The sequence below is a fragment of the Rhodobacter capsulatus genome (assembly GCF_003254295.1).
GTDB lineage: Bacteria > Pseudomonadota > Alphaproteobacteria > Rhodobacterales > Rhodobacteraceae > Rhodobacter > Rhodobacter capsulatus.
On the sequence record NZ_QKZO01000004.1, the window covers coordinates 11,364 to 27,756 of the forward strand.

The following is a 16,393-nucleotide window of genomic DNA, read 5'->3' on the forward strand; positions in this document are numbered from 1 at the left end:
CCACTGTGCTGACGAAGACCCGCGCGAGAGTGCTTGCGAATGCTGCCCCCGAATTGGCCCTGATCTGGCGCATGGACCTACCGCATGCCGCCCGCTCCCGGCGATGCTGTCGAAACTCGGGTGACGCTGCGGTTCGTGTCCCATCGTCTCGACGTGGTGGGACTGCGCTGATGGCTCATTGGCCCTACAACACCTCGAAGTGGGCAAGGCTGAGAGAGGCCAAGCTTGCCGAGACGCCGCTGTGCGAGATCTGCGCGCGGCGTGGCGAGATCGAGGATGCCGTGGCGGTGGACCACTTCAAGCCCGTGAACCAAGGCGGGCATCCGCGCCTTCTTGCCGCGTCGTTGTGGCAACAACCCCGATCGAGCCAACGGAGGCGGCACGGTCAAGAACAAGCTCTGCCGCCTGCGATCCAAGCCAATAGGCCAGCGATGCCCCCATGCCCGCGACATGAGCGGTGATCGGTTTTGTGATGGCGCGCAGCATGTCCGCCGCGGCGCCAACGTCCGACACCACGCCGCCAGGGCTGTCGATCACCATCACGATCCGCTCGACATCGGCACTGGCCTCGGCCACGCGCACATCGTGCATCAGCGCGTCCAGCGACGTGCCGCCGGTCGAGGCGTTGATCATTGACGCCCGCGGAAAAATCGTGCCGATCATCGGCACCACGGCATTGCCGTTGCGGATCGTGCTGCCCCGCGACCCGTCCAGCCGCGTGCCGACGGCCGCCACCGCCTCAAGATTGGCAGGCATCCGCTCGGCATGCCCGTCACGGGCCAGCAGCTGCAGCACATCGGCGGCCAGCGCCCGCACCGCGATTGCCTCGATCGCCTCGAGATATTCCGGCATGATCGCCCAGGGCTGCGCCCGGATTGCCGCGATCAGCGCCGCTGCCTCATTGCGCATCGCTTGCCCCCTGATTTTGCGCCGGGGTCACCGGCTGACCTGCCAGCGCCATGTTCGCCGGGCGCCAGTATTCGGTTCCTGCCTCGCCCGGCAGGTTGTTCTGGTTTTCGCGCCGCAGCAGGTCATTGGCGTTGACCATGCCCATCTGCCGTTGCAGCCAATAGGCCTCCATCCGGCTTTTCAGATCGCCGCGTACCAGCGCATCGGTCAGATGCTCGAAATAGGTGCCGTTCCCGCCGAATTGCCGCGTTGCCGCCCCCGCCACCCGCGCGAAATGCGGGCCCAGGTGATAGGTCACGAATTCAAGGCTCTGCTGCTCGATGTTTGAAAACGTCGCCTTCGACAGCTCGAAGATCAGATGCGGCGGCACACCCCAGATGCGCGCCAGATCCACCACCTGAAACTGCCGCGTCTCGAGGAACTGGCTGTCCTTGAAGTTGTGGGACAGAAACGCGGCCTTCAGGTCCTGGTCCAGAACAGCGGTGGCGCTCCCCTCCAAGCCCGCATGCAACCGCTCCCAGTCAGCGCGGATGCGGGTCTTGTCTTCAGGGCTCACTTTCTGTTCGGTGGTCAAGACGGTGGACGGTTTTCCGCCGCGCGACCAGAACCGATGCGCATGTTCAGACGTCGCCAACGCCCCGCCCAGGGCCTCGCGGGCATATTGCACCGGGTTGAGGCCGATCAGCCCATCCCGCGACAGACCCGCGATATGCCAGATGTTGCGCGCCGCAAACCGCTCGCGCGATCCGTCCGGCAGCGTGGCATCGTAAAACAGGATTTGGCCTTCGGCCCGGTCGAAATACTCCGCCACGACCACCGAACCGGGCCGCAGCCGGGTCAGCGCAACGGGCTCCCCGCGGGCATTCAGCGAGACATAGGCGTAAAAGTTTCCCGCCAGCAGCAGATCCGACATGATCAGCTCAAACAGCGCAAACGGCGACTGGTGCGCATTCGGCCGCTCGGCCAGCAGGATTTCCGCCGGGTGATCATCCAGCCGCGTGCGCCCTTCCGGGGTGCGCCCATACATGTGCAGGGGCGCCATCGCAAACACCCCGCTGATGATGCGCAGCGCCTGCAGCGTCGCCGGTATCGTCAGCGCCGTGCGCTCATCAACCCGCACACCGGCCTTGCTGACCCCGCTGCCAACCGAAAAACCGCGCCATTGCGATTCGCTTTGCACGGCCGGGGCCGAGGCAACCAGAGGCGGCTCCACGCGCGCGGCCACCGGGGCCGGGGCGGCAGCACCGGTCCGAAAGTAGCGCATAAGCCCCATGGTTACATCCCCGTATATTCAAATTCCTGCGGCCCGGCGGCCACCGGATCGCGCAGCATCAGCATGATCGCATTGAAGGTCGCCATCAGCGGGTCGATCTTCGCCTTGCCCGCGATTTCCTTGGTGATCCGCACCGCAGACCCCTTGATCTCTGGCTTTGCATTCCCAGCCGCCCAGGCCATCAGCGGTTGCCCGCAGTGCCGAAACGTGCCTTGCTTCAGCATCCGCTCCAGCCCCCAGATCGCGGGCGACAGGCGCCAGTCCTGACCGACGATCACCAGCTGCTCATAAGTGATCCCGGCCCCGAACATCTGGAACTGAATCGCGGCGCTGTTCGTCGTGTCGACGCCGATCGCGCCCTGTTGCGGCAGCAGCCCTGCCGCCGACAGGCGCGCTGCCGTTTCCGCCACGCGGCGCACATCGCCTGAGGTGTCGTCATCACCCAGCTCGATCAAATCGCCGTCTTCGACGAAATTCAAAAGCCGCGGGGCGATTTCGGGCCGCTCCTTGAACACCTCCGGATGCGCAAAAGCCCGCGCCTAGTGCAGCCAGTGGCCCGTCTCACGGCACCGGCCGATCACCGCCTCGGCAAAAAGGTCATCCAGCCCGCCGCCGTCGATGCCCTGCACCGCGACCTCTGATCGCTCGATCAGCTCGTCCAGCGTCAGATCGGTTTCGACGCAGCCTTCCCAGTATTGCGCCCCCAGCCATCCGGCCGAAAGCCCGACACCGATTTCGATGTTCAGATGCTGGCTCGCCCAGATCTGTTCGGCGTGCTTCGTCGCCTTGCCGTTGTTGTCGTAATCGTCGGCCAGCGCCTGCGGGTCGATCGACAGGCCAAGGTTCGGCAGCACCAGACCCCAGTTGCGCTTGTCGCGCCAGAACTCCTGCTTGTGCTGCAGTTCCAGCGGAAACTCGTACAGCACCGGCAACATGATGGGCGACGGTCCGGCGCGGCCATCGCGGATCTTGCGCGCCTTGTCCAGTTCGGTGCGCCAGACCCCGGCAGGGCTTTCGTCGCTCTGCGTCGTGATCATCAGCAGTTTGCCGCGCTGCTTGGTGATCCCGCCGCCGCGGATCTGCTGCATCACCGCCGCGGCGCGGGGCACTTTCCCCAGCTCGTGCAGCTCGTCGATGATGGTCAGCACCGGGATTTCGCCGGTCACGATGGCGGTGCCGAAAGTCTTCACCGCCAGGCTGGTGCCGGTCTTGCGTCGGGTGATCACGGTGTCCGAGTCCGGAACGTGGAAGATCTTCTTCAGCGTCTCATCGACATCGATCATCCCGCGCGCCTGGTCAAAACAGCGACAGGCGATTGCCTGCGACGGGCCGACCAGAAGCATTTTCCGATTCGGCGCGTCCTCCATGTAAAGCGCCGTCAACCCCAGCGCCGCCGCATAGGTCGTCTTCGAGTTCTTCTTGGGCACCTCGCACAGCAGTTCCCAGACAATCGGCTGCAGCGTCTGCGGATCTTCGCTTGCCAGAAACGCCACCAGGATATCGCGAAACCAGTCTCCGCAAGCATCTGCCAGCGAAGGCGCCCCGGCAACGTCCGGCAGGCGCAGCCGGTTGAAAAACGTCACGACCTTCTGCGCGCGCTCCTCGTTGACCGGTACGGACGCCATCGGTGGGAGTCCCTGCTGCATCCGCTCCCACCAGTCCGGGCAGGCAAAGCGCGGCAGCGCCTCAGTTGCGGACATGCCCCGCAGCCTCGCGCTCAAGCTCCAGCATCAGTTCGGTCTCGGCATCATGCGCCTGCGCGCATTCCGCATTTGCTGGACACCCCGGCGGCGGTGCGGTTCGTCTCGGCCGAGCCGCTGCTGGGGCCGGTGGATCTGACGCTGGATGGTCTTTCCTGCGCGCCGTGCCCCTACTGCGCAGACGGATCAACAGACCCTGAAACCGGATTGGTCGACTGCCCGAGGTGTGACGGCACCGGAAAGGGCAATGAGGTTGCGCTTGACCTCGTGATTGTCGGCGGCGAAAGCGGCCCGCGCGCGCGGCCCATGCACCCCGATTGGGTGCGCAGCCTGCGCGACCAGTGCGTAAGCGCGGGCGTGTCGTTCCACTTCAAGCAATGGGGGGAATGGGCACCTGCAATCGGCATTGCGGTGACGCATCGCTGGATCGGGAACAATTATCTGCACAAATTTAACGGCGGACCTGTGGTTGGCCCCGGCATGGCCCGCATTGGCAAGCGCGCCGCTGGTCGCCTGCTCGACGGGCGCACCTGCGACGAGATGCCGGGGGGTGCGTGATGGTTGATTTGGAGACCCGGCAGGCGCGGATTACTGACGTGCGACCTGCAAAGCGCAGTGCCGACATGGCTCCCACTGCGACCGGGCAACGGCATTCTATCACAAGGGACGCAGATGGGTAAACACGAGCCCCATTTTGTGCCGCGCCTGCTGCCCGCGCCAGAGGCCGCGCTCTATCTTGGCGTCAGCCAGACGACACTGCGCGGCCTCGACATCCCGCGCCGGATCCTTGGCGCCAAGCGCCTTTATGATCGCTACGACCTTGACGCCTTCGCCTCGGCGCTGCCCATTGAGGGCGACGCGATCGAATCGGAGGTCGTCAACACATGCGCGGGAAAATTCGGGAGGGCACGGTGACGCTGGAGCATATCCAGACCGTCCACGCCGGAGGCAAGATCTACCGTTACCTGCGCATCCCGGGCCAGCCGCGCGTAAAACTGCCCGATCTGCCGCTCGACCACCCAGAGTTTTTGGCGGCCTATGCCGCCGCTCGCGCCGCGGCACCAAAACAGGTTCGCGCTACCACCGGCACCATCGCCGCGCTTTGCGAGGCCTATCTGCGCTCGGACTCCTACCTGGCCCACTCAGCCAACTACCGTGCGACCCTGCGCCGCCACATTGAGGCAATCCGCGAGCAGGCCGAGGACGCCTTGGCCAGCCACCTGCGCGCCGATGACATTGCCGACGACCTCGCGCCTCTAAAGCCAAACGTCGCTGGCGCGCGCCTCAAAGCATGGCGGGCAGTCTGCAAATTTGGCGTCGAAAAGCGGCTGCTGAAATCCGATCCGTCGCACGCGGTGATAAAACCAAAAGCTCCGAAAACAGATGGGCATCCGCCATGGTCAGCCGCCGAGATTGAGCGGTTCCGCGCGCGCTGGTCGATCGGCACCGTGCCGCGCGCCTGCTTTGAGCTGCTGTTCTGGACTGGCGCGCGGATCTCGGACGCGGTCAGGATCGGCCCGGGCATGGTCGGCCGCGACGGGGTGCTGGCGTTCCGGCAGCAAAAAACCGGCGACGAGGCCTTTGTGCCATGGGCCTGCCCACTGCCTGCCTATGCTGAGGGGATGATCGAGGACCGCGACACGATGCACGCGGCGATCGCCTGCCTCGGCGGGCACATGACATTCCTCGCCACGCATGGCGGGCGGACGCGGTCCCACAAGGCTCTCGGGACAGTGATTGCCGACGCCGCGAGATCGGCGCAAATCACCGGCCGCAGCGCCCACGGCCTGCGCAAATCCCGCGCGCAGCAGCTGGCCGAGGCCGGGGCGACCACGCATCAGATCGCCGCCTGGACGGGGCATCAGAGCTTGTCAGAGGTGCAGCACTACACCGAATCCGCCAACCGCCGGGCAGCGGTTACCGGAACAGAACAAGACCGGAACTCTGTAAAACGTTCCGATCTGCCTGTAAAAACGCGAAATACCCCTTGTGAACCAAAGTGGTTTCTGAGGCGTGGCGATCCCGGGAGGACTCGAACCCCCGACCCGCTGCTTAGAAGGTCACTGGTCTACGTCCCCAACCGCTTGTAAAGCAAGCTTTTTCAGTGGCCGATTTTGACGGTATGCAATTGCGATGCAATTGGCGACCCCTGCACGACTCGAACGTGCGACATTCCGCTTAGAAGGCGGATGCTCTATCCAGCTGAGCTAAGGGGCCACGTCTGCGACGTTTAAACGGTCAGTCGCCGTTGGGCAAGCCATTGAGGGCTATCGGCAAAGCGAGAGCGGGCGACGAGTTGCCCCGCCGCCCAGCCCTCGGCTGATGGATCACTTGGGTTCAAGCTGCATCATGTCGAACAGGTCCGGGTTGCCGCGCAAAGCCGACAACTTACGATAGTGGCGGGTGAGCCGCCGAAGGATCATGTTCACCGCCCGCTCGGCGGTTTCCAGCGGCATGTAGACGGAAACGTCTTCCCCCGACATTTCCCAGCCGGTCATGGGGTCATACATGATCTCAACCTCACCACCTGCTCGAATGTCAAACAGGACGCGTTCGGCGGTCTTGACGTCACGGTCGTAGGCCTCCATCTCGGCCTTCACAGGGTCAACGATGCTGTCGGTCATGCCGCCACAGTCATCGGGAACGGTCGTCAAGATTGACGCAACAAGTTCAGTAGTCATGGCTGGGAATCCTTTCCATTTTGCCATTCAGTCGCCACGTTCATCGTGGCTTCCTAGAATTACCTTGAACGGAGAAGGACTTGATATGGGACGGGACGGGCGAGAACCTGCCAACATGCCGCCCGATTGGCTGGACGAACTGGCCAAGCTAGGCGCAGCAGAAAGGCCGTTATCATCGGACGACATGACGGGCGGCGTTCCACCTGAACGCTTCCGACGGCATCTTGCCTTGAGCGCGTGGAAGTACATCGCAGATTACGGGTCAGCCAAGGAACCGCTGCCCGACTGGGTCATCGGCTACCTCAAAGCGGTCGCCAAGCACATTGCATCGAACCTTGGCCCAAAGGGTGCCTTGAGCCGAGAGGACGCCTCATCGGCACTTGGCATCGACGGGAAGGCATGGCCGGAACACTCGCCCATCGTGGTCTATCTCGCGATGCAGGAATGGATTGACGGCGAGGCATGGCCCGACGTGACCGGGCCTGCGGCTGCGGCAAAGCTCTATATCCAAGAGCGGATGGCGGGGGACCGTGATGCGCTCGCCTCGACAGTGATCCGGCTCTACAAGGAGGGCAAACGCCTTTGGCTGGCGGAGGGCTGACAACGCTCCGCGCAGGCGATCACTCCCCTTTTCGATTGTCGAAAAGGGGGCCCAACTCGTCCACTACCTCAATACCTGACTTTGTGGCGTCCGGCTTGACAGACGGTTTGGGAGTCCAGCTTTTCGCAACGGCCGCGCGATCACAATCTACAAAATCCACAAGGACGCCGATGAATGCCTTTTCCTCTTGAGACAAGTCGTCGAAGCCCAGTAGTTGTCGATTGAAAGCACGCAGATCGAGGCTCCGTGCAATCCTAAATAGGCCATCTGCCCGGATATTGCCTACAACGTGATCCGCGATAATCTCTGCCGGTATCTTGGCATAGTCTTTTCTGACGGCTTGGGCCACAGTCTGAGACAGCGCGCCTCCATTAGGCGCGTATCTCTCTATTAGCGCGGTAGCAATTCGCACCTTCTCAAGGCCTCTGGCCTCGTCCTCATCTCCATATCGGATTATATTGATTATGGCATGTCGCCGCTCATCGGTTGACTTAAACGAAACCTTACTCAATGCGGCATCAATCGCAATCGCCGAAATTGATGCAGCGATGTAAGTAAGTCTCAGGCAAATTTCTGCACTTGGGGAGTTAGGATGGCTTGCGACCAACTCATTTGAGAAGCGATGGACATGCTCAAGCGCCCGGTTTGCTGTGCCGCCACCAAAATTGTCGATCAGTGCGCCCTTCAAATCTGAATAACCCGTTTGGAGGTATTTATTCCTCCTATCAGTGTCCCGACGACGAATAGCATCGTCTATTTCTTCTTCCGCAAGGCGGTCAGGAAACACAACCTTGTCGCTTTCTGCCATGCGCTTAATGTCGGATCCGTCAAGAACAGAGATACCAAGCCGTCGAGACATGTCCTTAAGAAGCGGCCTTGTGTCAGTAGTGGCGATGTATGCTCCATCAACGTCAAGTAATTCAAAGAGGCCTTTCGTCCAGAGCAGTCGTTCGATAGCTTTTGGTTTCGTTTTGGACTTCGCGTCCACGATCTGCCTTCGGCGCGACGATCCAGTGGGCCGCTCATAAAGCCAAATGTCGATGTCCGTTAGATCATCGCCATCAAACTTCAACGGAACACCTCGCACTGCATATACCCCGGCTCGGATAAAATATGCTCTCAGAAGTTCTTCCAGACGGAAACCCTTTTGGTCCTTGCGCTCTCCCATCACAGCCCCCGTCCACCCCGGAGGGCGCTAAGAATATCATGCGTCTGCTGCCTACTGGGCTTCGACTGATGTTTACGCGCCTGCTCTCGCGTGCGCTCCGGCCCAACGTAACCAGTGATTGGCGCGCTCGGCGGGGTCTGGATAGTTTCAGCGTTTGCGTCGCCCCGCTTGAGTACCTGGAGTGCTAGCTCGCCAACCTCCCGCTTGAGCAGTTTCATCCGATACATTCCACTATGTGCGGGTATCAATTGAACGACCCGGTTCTGCTCTAGTATCCTGTAGTCGTTCGCAATAGCTGTCGCAGGGCCAATTGTTCTCCCTGCGATAAGCGCGCCCAGAATCCAATCGACACTGACAATTCGACCCTGCGAAGACGGTCGAAGATGAAGTCCATACGCCAACGCCGAAACCAACGCCTTTGCCATGTCAAAGCTGTCGTCGATCAAGGGGTTTACGAATTTGTGGAAGGCACCCGGGAGCGTGACAAACGCATGGTCTCCCTGCTCGTTGGCAACGGTGTTAACTTCAAGCACTCCTGCGGCTTTGAGTTTCTCAAAGAGTTGGTTGCCCAGTATGTTCTCACACCTTGATGCCAACATGCAGCCGCTTGAACTAAGCAGGCCGTTCAACTCCACAAGCTTTGCCTGCTCCGCTGAACCAAGCGACGACAGAACCTTTGCCGCTTTTCCCACACTATCCCGTTTGAAGAGATTACCGTTGAACAAAAGGACGTTGCTGGGATCGTCGCCCTCCTGATCAACGAAGCCGATCTCACCCGCTCGCCTGATAAACTCTGACGCATCGGCAGATTTCATCTTATAGGTGTCGCCAAAGTACTGCGCCGCGTCCGAGCGCAATATCGGCGCACGGGAAGCAACCTCTCCCAGCTCAATAGCGGCAATTTCACTATTGCTTGGGTTCGCATCTTCAAAAATGTCGGATGCGTGCCGCAAAACACTCCGGGCGTTCACACCAAGCACCTGAACTTCTGAATTGGAAGTGTCAATCAACCGACGTTGCTTAAGTAGATTCAGATAATGGGGGAGCTCGGTCCTTGCGTTTAGGTTGGCAGCGCGGGCTATTGCGCTCACTTCGTCTGTCGTAAGGTTGCTTTCGGCAGACGCTCCCAGTCGCATTAGCAGTTCAGCGGCTTTCCCCGCCTCATCGAGCGCGGAATATTCAGCCGGGGCGCTTACATCCATTGTGATTTTTCGTGCATGATGAACTATCCATGCGCCGCGCGTTTCTTTTTCGGTGGAAGCGTTCATTAGAAATTTCCGCACTACGGTGACAAGACAGCCTCGCATAGTGGCACAGCCGGAGCAACGGCGATTCCCACGGAAGCATATCCATCGCCGCAACCACGGTTGACGTCCCCGGCGGTTCTGTTCTCGTTGTGTCAGCCTCTACCATCAACGGAGGCACACCAATGTTCACCCGACGCCCGCCCGCGCTGCCCGAGCGACCCTTCCCGCTTGTCCTGCGCGCCTTGGCGCTGATCGTCACTGGCCCGAAGGCGGCACGACCGTAAGCGGTGCATCGGCCCGATAAACCCCGATTTTCGGCCCCTGAGGGGAAAGATTCTTGGCGCAATTCCGCGCCTGGGGTCGAATCGAGCGATGATCGGAACGGTGGTGGACGTGGGCGCTGATCGGCTGAGCGCCGGGTTCGGGACTGCTGCCGCGGGTCGCTGATACCGCGCCCAGCTCTCATACGGGGCGATGCCAATGATGCTCCTGCGGACCCCACGGCATGCCGGACCGCCTGCGGCGCTCAGGATGTGATGGAGTTAGGGAGCGCGAACCGGCTACGGTCGGCTCGAGACCCGTGTCGTGGGCTGTCGCCACGCGGATGCCGCCCCCCCTCGGCCCTCATATGGGGCGATGGCGGTGCTGTTCCCGCGGACCGGACGGCGTGTCGGCCTGCCTGCGGGGCGCAAAATGGAATGAAAATGAGCGCAACCGGCGTGCGCCTCGAACGCGAGGCCCTGCGGTGGGCGCGGCGGCGGTCAAATGTGTCGGGGAGCGTGCGAAGGGCTCTGGAGCCTGAAGGCACGGGCAACGCGGCGCATCGGCTTGCAGAAGGCCAGCGCGCACGGCTTTTGGCCGGTACCCCGATCCCGGGGCCCGGCTCAAAACACGATATCCGCGTGGCGCGGGGGTGGGATCGCCGCCCAGAAAGCGGCGATCCGGAGCGAGGTCAGGCCGCCTTGCCTTGCGACGGGGCCTCGTTGGCGGCCTTGTAATGCCAGGGCATCAGCTGGCTGTAATCGGTCAGCTCACGCCCCTTTTCGATCTGATCGATGACCCAGCTCAGATAGCGGAAGGGGTCGACGCCGTTCAGGCGCGCGGTCTCGATCAAGGAATAGAAGATGGCCCAGTTCTTCGCAGCCATGAGGTTGCCGGCAAAGAGCGAGTTCTTTTTCGAAAGGGCAATCCCGCGCATGCAGCGTTCGACGGGGTTGTTGTCGATCGCGAGCCGACCGTCATAAACGTACCGGGTCAGATCCTCCCAGCCGCTCAGGAAGTAATTGACGGCAGTCTTCAGGCTGCCCTTGGCCAGATCGGGTTGGACCCGCAGCAGGTCCGCACGGATCTTTTCGAGGACCGGCAGCGCCTCGGCGAGGCGCAGCGCCTGGCGCTCCTCGGGCGGGCAGCCATAGACCCGTTCCTCGACCTCATAGACGGCCTTGAGCCCCTTGATCACGCGCTTCGCAAGGGTGCTCGGCGCGGCCTTTTGGCTGTCGGTGAACTTGCGGCGCGCATGCGCCATGCAGCGCGCGATCTCCACCCCGTCGTTCTGCCCCGGCACCCGGCGGATCCGGTTGTAGGCCTTCCAGCCGTCGATCTGGAGGGTGTCGATCAGCGCGCCCTCGAGCATGCGCTCCGCGACATGCCCGCCACGCGAGGCGTCGTGCTCGAAATAAACCGCCGGTTCGGCCTCTTTGTTCCAGCCACGTTCATCGCGGCACAGACCCCAGAGCCAGGTCGTCTCGCAGCCCCCTTTGGCTTGGGTGCGCAACGGCGTCTCGTCCATGTGCGCCGCATGCCCGCTGGTCACGTGCCGCCAGATTTCATCGCACACCGGCTCCAGAAAGCCCGCGATGTGGGTCGCGTTGCGGCTAAGCGTCTGGCGCGCCACGTTGAACCCGGCGTTGTCCAGTCGACGCCGTTGGCGGTAATGCGTCGAGTGTTCGTAAAATTTCTGGCAGACCGCCTCGACCACGGTCCTCGGCGTGATCGTGCGCCTCCGGCCGATGAAGCCCTCGGCATGTGCGGACACGGGCTTGTGCTCCTTGCAGGCGGCGCTGCGGTTGCAGGCGCAGCGGAAGTAGATGTGCTTTTCCCACACGTAATGCTCCGGGATGACCCTGAGCAGGGTGGAGATCCAGTGGCCGATCTCCTTCAACTCGCCCCCGCAGGGGCAGTGCGTCTGCTCCGGATAATGCTTGATCTCGATGGTCTTGATGTCCTTGGGCATTTTCCGCTTCTGCTTGCCCTTGCGCGCTTTCGGCGTCTCTTCCTCCTCGTCGATGTCGTCGTCGGGCAGATCGAGGGTGCCGTCCTCGATGTCCTGGTAATTGTTGTCCGATCCGCCGACGAAGATCTTGTGGCGCAGGAGCTTCGCCTGCTCCTTCTCTTGGCGCAGGCTCCGCTTGAGGGTGGCGATCTGACGCCGGGCGATGCTCTCGCGGGACACCACGTCTTCGAATTCCAGATGTACGCCGATCAGGCACTCCTCGATGCCATGCTTGATCTCGGCGCAGTCGCCGGGCAGCGCGGCCAGCAAATCGGTGATTTCCGTGATGATCTCCCCCATCGGGCTGAGCTCGCCCTCGACCGTTTCCTCGGTCTGGACGGTCTCTTGCGCGATCAAGGGGGCGGTGTCCTCGGGCGGCAGGATCTCGTCCTTCAGGGGTTTGTCAGTCTGGTCTTTGTCAGCCATTTCCGGTGTCCTCATTCTTCGGGGCAGAGCCGCCCGGGTCGGGCGGTCCGTGGGAGGCGGACCCGATCGACAGGCATGACGAGGCCAGCCTCCGGACATGCGAAAAAACGCGCCCGAAGCGATGCTTCTCTTGCTGTCGTAGGGTCCGGTTCGAGGAGGGCTGAAGCCGGGCGTTTCCTTGCGGCGAGCCGCAGGAAATGCTATGAACCAGTCGTCAATGCTGGTGGGCTTCGGCCTTCCACATCACGTCCACGTCGGGATGCGCCAACATCCCGGCGTTTTCGTTTTCAGGGCTCAAGTGCAGGTCATTGCGATCTCCAGGATGGGGGCGAGGATCCGGCAGAGTCATAGCGCGAGAGCGCTCAAAACGGAAGAAATCGTTAATAAACAAGCACTTGATGCCTTTTCCGTCTTTTTCTTCGTTTTTCGCTTCGCCGTTCATTTTCGCCACCTCAGGTCTTGTGTCCGACTGATCCCGCTCTACGACCGGCAGCCCCCGAAAGCGGGCTGCGCGGCGTCTGAACCGGGTCGGAGGGGGTGCTGAAACCTTGCGAATTCCGGGTCCCTTTCGGGACGGTCCTCACAAAGTTTCGGCGCTCGGGCGGCAAGAGAACCTCTCGATGACCGTTTCAAGCCGCGCGACGTCCGATTTTACGGGCGTGATTCGGGGCGAGAAGTCGGTCAGGAGAGCATCGATGCGAGACACGAAACCCCACGTCCGATCCGGAGGGATCAGCGTATGAGCCGGGAGGCGGCGGGGGTGATATGCGTGTTCTGGGTCATCATGGCGATGAGATAAGGGCAGAAATGTCGCCCGAACAATGGGGTCGACGGGGCGAACCTGTCGATTTTTCGGGTCTGTGCAAATCCGCAACGGTCTGAATTTATTGAATTGCGGGCGCCAAATGGGGGCTTGCCAAAAGTCCCTTCCTACTTACTTCTACTCGATTAAAGGAAGGGCCGACCGACCGGCGACGGATCGACAGGTGCCACCTAACTTCCCATAAAAATGCGCCCCGGAAAAATCGTCATCATTGGCCGTTTCGGTCTTGACTTTATTTCATTGGCGATTCGCGAAGGTGTCTTTCGGCGCCTTTTGGCATTCGAGGCGCAGGCTGCTTGATCACGGCCAGAATCTCGCCCCTGCGCGCTGGTTTTTGGCAGGATTTGATTCGCGTCAGGCCCCGGCCGTGCGCATCCTGAGCCGAGGTCTGGCATCACGCGGGGAACGGAAAATGTGCGGGCGGTTCGTCGATCCCAATCTGCGCAACACCGAAGTGGACATGTCGCAGATCAAGCTCGATCCGTTCGGGGCTCGGTTCAATGTCAAGCCGACCGAGACGGTGGTGATCCTCGCAAAATCTCCGCTGATCGCGATGGAGGCCAGATGGGGCCTCATCCCGTCATGGTTCGGGGGCGACAGCCCGAAGGCGTGGAAAGCCGCGACGTTCAACGCCCGCATCGAGGATGCGCGCGAAAAGCCCGCCTTTCGGCAGGTCTGGCGGCATGGCCGATGCCTTGTGCCGGTCGGCGGTTTTTACGAGTGGAGCGGCCCCAGGGGCGCCCGCCAGCCGCATTTCTTCCACCCCGCCGGAAACGAGGCGAACCTCTATCTGGCCGGGCTGGCGAGCCGCTGGCGCGATCTTCTGACCTGCACCATCCTGACGCGGGAGGCGACGGGGGCAATGGCCGGGCTTCACCATCGGATGCCGGTCATCCTGAATGCCGACGAGCGCGACGCGTGGCTGGGAGGCTCGGACGACGTTGCACCGCTCGGAACCGGGGTGAAGCTGGCGTGCCACCCGGTCGCCCCGTTCGGACTGCAAGACGATGGCCCGGAGCTGATCGAAGCCATCAACCTACAGGGTGGAACGCAGTCCTTCGTGCGCTGCCCCAGTTGACGCCTCAAACCTTAAATTAGTTTGCTGATCCGCTCGAACGCCGCCTCGAACCGCTCGAGAGTCTTCACCACTTGATCATCAGTGCCGCTCAGAAGCTCAGGATGCTGCAAGAGATACACCGACGGGTCGAAGTGGCTGAATTCGGGGCATTGCGGAGGCAGCACACGGAAATAGGCCTCGGCCTTCTTGACCAGCCGCTCGGTTGTCGCGTCCGCATCCATCAGCTTTTTCACGGTGAGCTGGTGCGCCTTGCCGAGCTGATAGGTCTTGTTGACCAAATCCACGAATAACCGAGGATCGAAGAAATCCTCAATGTCGGCCTCGTCTTTTCCCGCAATCTCAGTGGCAAGGATGATCCGCTCGTTTTCGAGCAGGGCCGACTTGTGAAGATCCTCGAGCTTTCGCTTTTGGCCTCGGTCAAAGTCCGTAAGCACAGCGACGTTCAGCTTGTTCCCATAGAACAGCCGCACGAAAGGCAGCACCTTATCGATGCCACCGGATGGGCAGATCGCCCAATGGGCCGAAAGGTGTGTGCGCTTTGCTGCCTTGAGGGCAGCCGATGCGGCTTGCAGATAAAGGATATCGCTTGGTCCTTCGACCAGCAGGGTATTCTTTCCAATCACCAGTGTCTGGGTGACTTCAAAGCCCATCGCGCCGAAAATCGGAAAGTTTGTCTGGGGATCAGTCGTCAGAACATCTGAGCGAACCTTGGTACCTTTGGACTGCTTCCTGCCTCGATCATCCCGAACCACAACGTCCTCGACGGTCCTCACGCTGGAAAGATCATCGGCCGGCACAAGAAAGGGCGAGTGGGTCGAGTAGATCAGCTGGTGCTTGGGGGCGATCTGCTCTGCAAAGTATCGCAAGAGGTCTTTCTGAGCGGTGCCGTGCAGGGTTAGCCCAGGTTCATCGAGAAGCAGAATGACGTTGCCGTGGCTTTTCTTGATCTGGGCAAATTTCACGAGGAACGAGAAGAACCAGATGAAGCCAGCGGATCGCTCCGAGAAGGGAACGGTGACACCGTGTAGCTTGTTTTTAACTCGGGCGCGGGCGACCGGGCCACTGTTGAATGGCGCTGGGTCCGCTGCCTTTCCCTCGGACAGAACGACCGTTATCTCAAGATCATCGTTCTGGGTCCAATACTCGAAAATCTGCTCGGTGATCCTAAGGGCCGCAGCCTCGCATTTGGCATTGAGTTCCTCGAATCTGTCGAGTGCGGCCAGTTCGTCAATCGTCGTCCCTGCGTACTCCAGAAAATCGAGGAACACCCGGTCACCGCTTTCCAGCGGTATACCATGCTGCTTGTCCGTGTTCATCTTGTTGATGGAAAGCGCACCGCTCATGCGGTCATAGTGAGAAAAGTAGAGGAATTTCGGAGTGCGGGCGTTCAGTGTGTCGATGGCGTGGAGGTTGGCTGATCCGTCACGAAACTTCTTGATCGCCGCCAGAAGCTCAGTCTGGCGCTCGGTCGGTGTCGGCAGAGCCTCAAGGATCTTCATCGCGGCTTTGGTCGATTTCGCGGCGACAAGGGGACCCCGATCCGCTTGGTCCAGCGCGAAGCGCTTTACAAGATTGTCGAATACCTTTTCCTCGTCCAGAGGAACGGACCACGTTGCGTTGTCCTGATCGTAAGCCTTCTGAATTGTGATGGTCTTGGAATTCAGAACCCCTTCGCCAAACGTCGCTTCCATTGCCTTGATATCGGCCGGCTCCAATTCCCACTCAGTTCGCATGACGACTGCATCGCCATCCTCGTGCTTACTGTCGTATTCGCTCAGATATCGCCGCGGATAATTCTCGGTCTTTCCGTAGCTCTTGAATTCTGAGTTTGTTGATCGAAGACATTCAAGTGCTTTCAGGAAAGCCGTCTTTCCCGCTTCGTTCTTGCCAACCAAGCAGGTTGATCGGCCAATCTCGACCGGATTCGAGTCGATGATATTACGATAATTAGTCGCGTGCGCTTTTATCAGCTTCATTGGAATGCTGTGCCTCTGCCCAGGATCAACTCATAGTGGCGAAGGCGAGTGCGGCGTCAAGAGGCACCTGCTGATGGCTGAACCTCAGCGCGCATATGGAGAAGAGCGGCGATGCGGATCTGCTGCGCGAGATGAGCTGTTTCGCAGCCGAGTGACTGATGAAGCTTGAGGTCGGTGCCAAGACCGGCACCGACGGCGGCGAGAAGATCTTCGAGCGGCTGGCACAACGCAACGGCAAC

General features: G+C 61.1%; 15 protein-coding genes, 1 tRNA gene and 1 pseudogene. 6 read left to right on the forward strand and 11 right to left on the reverse strand.

The genetic code is table 11. The annotated features are described in order from the left end of the window. Window positions 1-297 precede the first annotated feature (297 nt). The 4 genes from LY44_RS06610 to LY44_RS18240 all read right to left on the reverse strand — a co-directional run bounded on the left by LY44_RS06610 (window position 298) and on the right by LY44_RS18240 (window position 3,882). Window positions 298-909 carry a S49 family peptidase gene (locus LY44_RS06610; protein ID WP_223230726.1) on the reverse strand — a complete coding sequence of 204 codons (612 nt, stop codon included), beginning with the start codon at window positions 907-909 and terminating at the stop codon, window positions 298-300. Continuing rightward, complete coding sequence (locus tag LY44_RS06615; RefSeq protein ID WP_223230727.1) at window positions 899-2,029, reverse strand: phage portal protein; 1,131 nt, start codon at window positions 2,027-2,029, stop codon at window positions 899-901. Before LY44_RS06615 ends, LY44_RS06610 begins: the two co-directional genes overlap by 11 nt. A 155-nt stretch (window positions 2,030-2,184) precedes the next feature. Further along, complete coding sequence (locus tag LY44_RS18125; RefSeq protein WP_074553180.1) at window positions 2,185-2,697, reverse strand: hypothetical protein; 513 nt, start codon at window positions 2,695-2,697, stop codon at window positions 2,185-2,187. Window positions 2,698-2,721: 24 nt separating this feature from the next. Continuing rightward, on the reverse strand, window positions 2,722-3,882 hold the full coding sequence (locus tag LY44_RS18240; RefSeq protein WP_223230770.1) for a hypothetical protein: 1,161 nt from the start codon (window positions 3,880-3,882) through the stop codon (window positions 2,722-2,724). Window positions 3,883-3,954: 72 nt separating this feature from the next. Here LY44_RS18240 and LY44_RS18245 point away from each other — a divergent pair, with 72 nt between their 5' ends. The 3 genes from LY44_RS18245 (at window position 3,955) to LY44_RS06635 (ending at window position 5,972) form a co-directional block, all read left to right on the forward strand. Then, the gene (locus LY44_RS18245; protein WP_055209641.1) at window positions 3,955-4,440 is read left to right on the forward strand and encodes a DUF5131 family protein; all 486 of its coding nucleotides are present in this window, start codon (window positions 3,955-3,957) and stop codon (window positions 4,438-4,440) included. Window positions 4,441-4,554: 114 nt separating this feature from the next. After that, window positions 4,555-4,797 (forward strand): helix-turn-helix domain-containing protein, encoded by a 243-nt coding sequence (locus tag LY44_RS06630; protein WP_055209640.1) that lies wholly within the window; start codon window positions 4,555-4,557, stop codon window positions 4,795-4,797. Continuing rightward, complete coding sequence (locus tag LY44_RS06635) at window positions 4,794-5,972, forward strand: tyrosine-type recombinase/integrase (RefSeq protein WP_223230728.1); 1,179 nt, start codon at window positions 4,794-4,796, stop codon at window positions 5,970-5,972. Before LY44_RS06630 ends, LY44_RS06635 begins: the two co-directional genes overlap by 4 nt. Before the next feature lie 50 nt (window positions 5,973-6,022). On the opposite strand, the gene LY44_RS06640 is transcribed toward LY44_RS06635, so the two are convergent. Then, window positions 6,023-6,099, reverse strand: a tRNA-Arg gene (locus LY44_RS06640). A 110-nt stretch (window positions 6,100-6,209) separates the two neighbouring features. Then, window positions 6,210-6,506 carry a hypothetical protein gene (locus LY44_RS06645; protein ID WP_111395984.1) on the reverse strand — a complete coding sequence of 99 codons (297 nt, stop codon included), beginning with the start codon at window positions 6,504-6,506 and terminating at the stop codon, window positions 6,210-6,212. Between LY44_RS06645 and LY44_RS17630 the strand changes: the two genes are divergently transcribed. Further along, on the forward strand, window positions 6,493-7,164 hold the full coding sequence (locus LY44_RS17630) for a hypothetical protein (RefSeq protein WP_146707213.1): 672 nt from the start codon (window positions 6,493-6,495) through the stop codon (window positions 7,162-7,164). The two genes, LY44_RS06645 and LY44_RS17630, sit on opposite strands and share 14 nt — an antisense overlap. A 19-nt stretch (window positions 7,165-7,183) precedes the next feature. Here the strand turns inward: LY44_RS17630 and LY44_RS17635 are convergent, their stop codons facing one another. From LY44_RS17635 to LY44_RS17640, 4 genes are all read right to left on the reverse strand, one after another. Beyond that, entirely contained in the window at window positions 7,184-8,332 is a 1,149-nt protein-coding gene (locus tag LY44_RS17635) for a hypothetical protein (protein ID WP_146707214.1), read from the reverse strand. After that, entirely contained in the window at window positions 8,332-9,600 is a 1,269-nt protein-coding gene (locus LY44_RS06655) for a hypothetical protein (RefSeq protein ID WP_055209637.1), read from the reverse strand. Before LY44_RS06655 ends, LY44_RS17635 begins: the two co-directional genes overlap by 1 nt. 931 nt (window positions 9,601-10,531) lie before the next feature. Then, window positions 10,532-12,277 carry an IS66 family transposase gene (gene tnpC, locus LY44_RS06660; RefSeq protein WP_055209636.1) on the reverse strand — a complete coding sequence of 582 codons (1,746 nt, stop codon included), beginning with the start codon at window positions 12,275-12,277 and terminating at the stop codon, window positions 10,532-10,534. A 214-nt stretch (window positions 12,278-12,491) separates the two neighbouring features. Continuing rightward, window positions 12,492-12,719: a hypothetical protein gene (locus tag LY44_RS17640; protein WP_146707215.1), complete on the reverse strand. Its 228-nt coding sequence runs from the start codon at window positions 12,717-12,719 to the stop codon at window positions 12,492-12,494. A 592-nt stretch (window positions 12,720-13,311) separates the two neighbouring features. Here LY44_RS17640 and LY44_RS06670 point away from each other — a divergent pair. Beyond that, on the forward strand, window positions 13,312-14,178 hold the full coding sequence (locus LY44_RS06670) for an SOS response-associated peptidase (RefSeq protein ID WP_223230729.1): 867 nt from the start codon (window positions 13,312-13,314) through the stop codon (window positions 14,176-14,178). An 11-nt stretch (window positions 14,179-14,189) separates the two neighbouring features. Here LY44_RS06670 and LY44_RS06675 read toward each other — a convergent pair whose 3' ends face one another. Continuing rightward, window positions 14,190-16,154 carry an AAA family ATPase gene (locus LY44_RS06675; RefSeq protein WP_055209633.1) on the reverse strand — a complete coding sequence of 655 codons (1,965 nt, stop codon included), beginning with the start codon at window positions 16,152-16,154 and terminating at the stop codon, window positions 14,190-14,192. Between the two features lie 95 nt (window positions 16,155-16,249). Here LY44_RS06675 and LY44_RS06680 point away from each other — a divergent pair. Further along, window positions 16,250-16,390: pseudogene (locus LY44_RS06680) on the forward strand (IS256 family transposase); the annotation flags it as partial. Window positions 16,391-16,393: the final 3 nt, after the last annotated feature.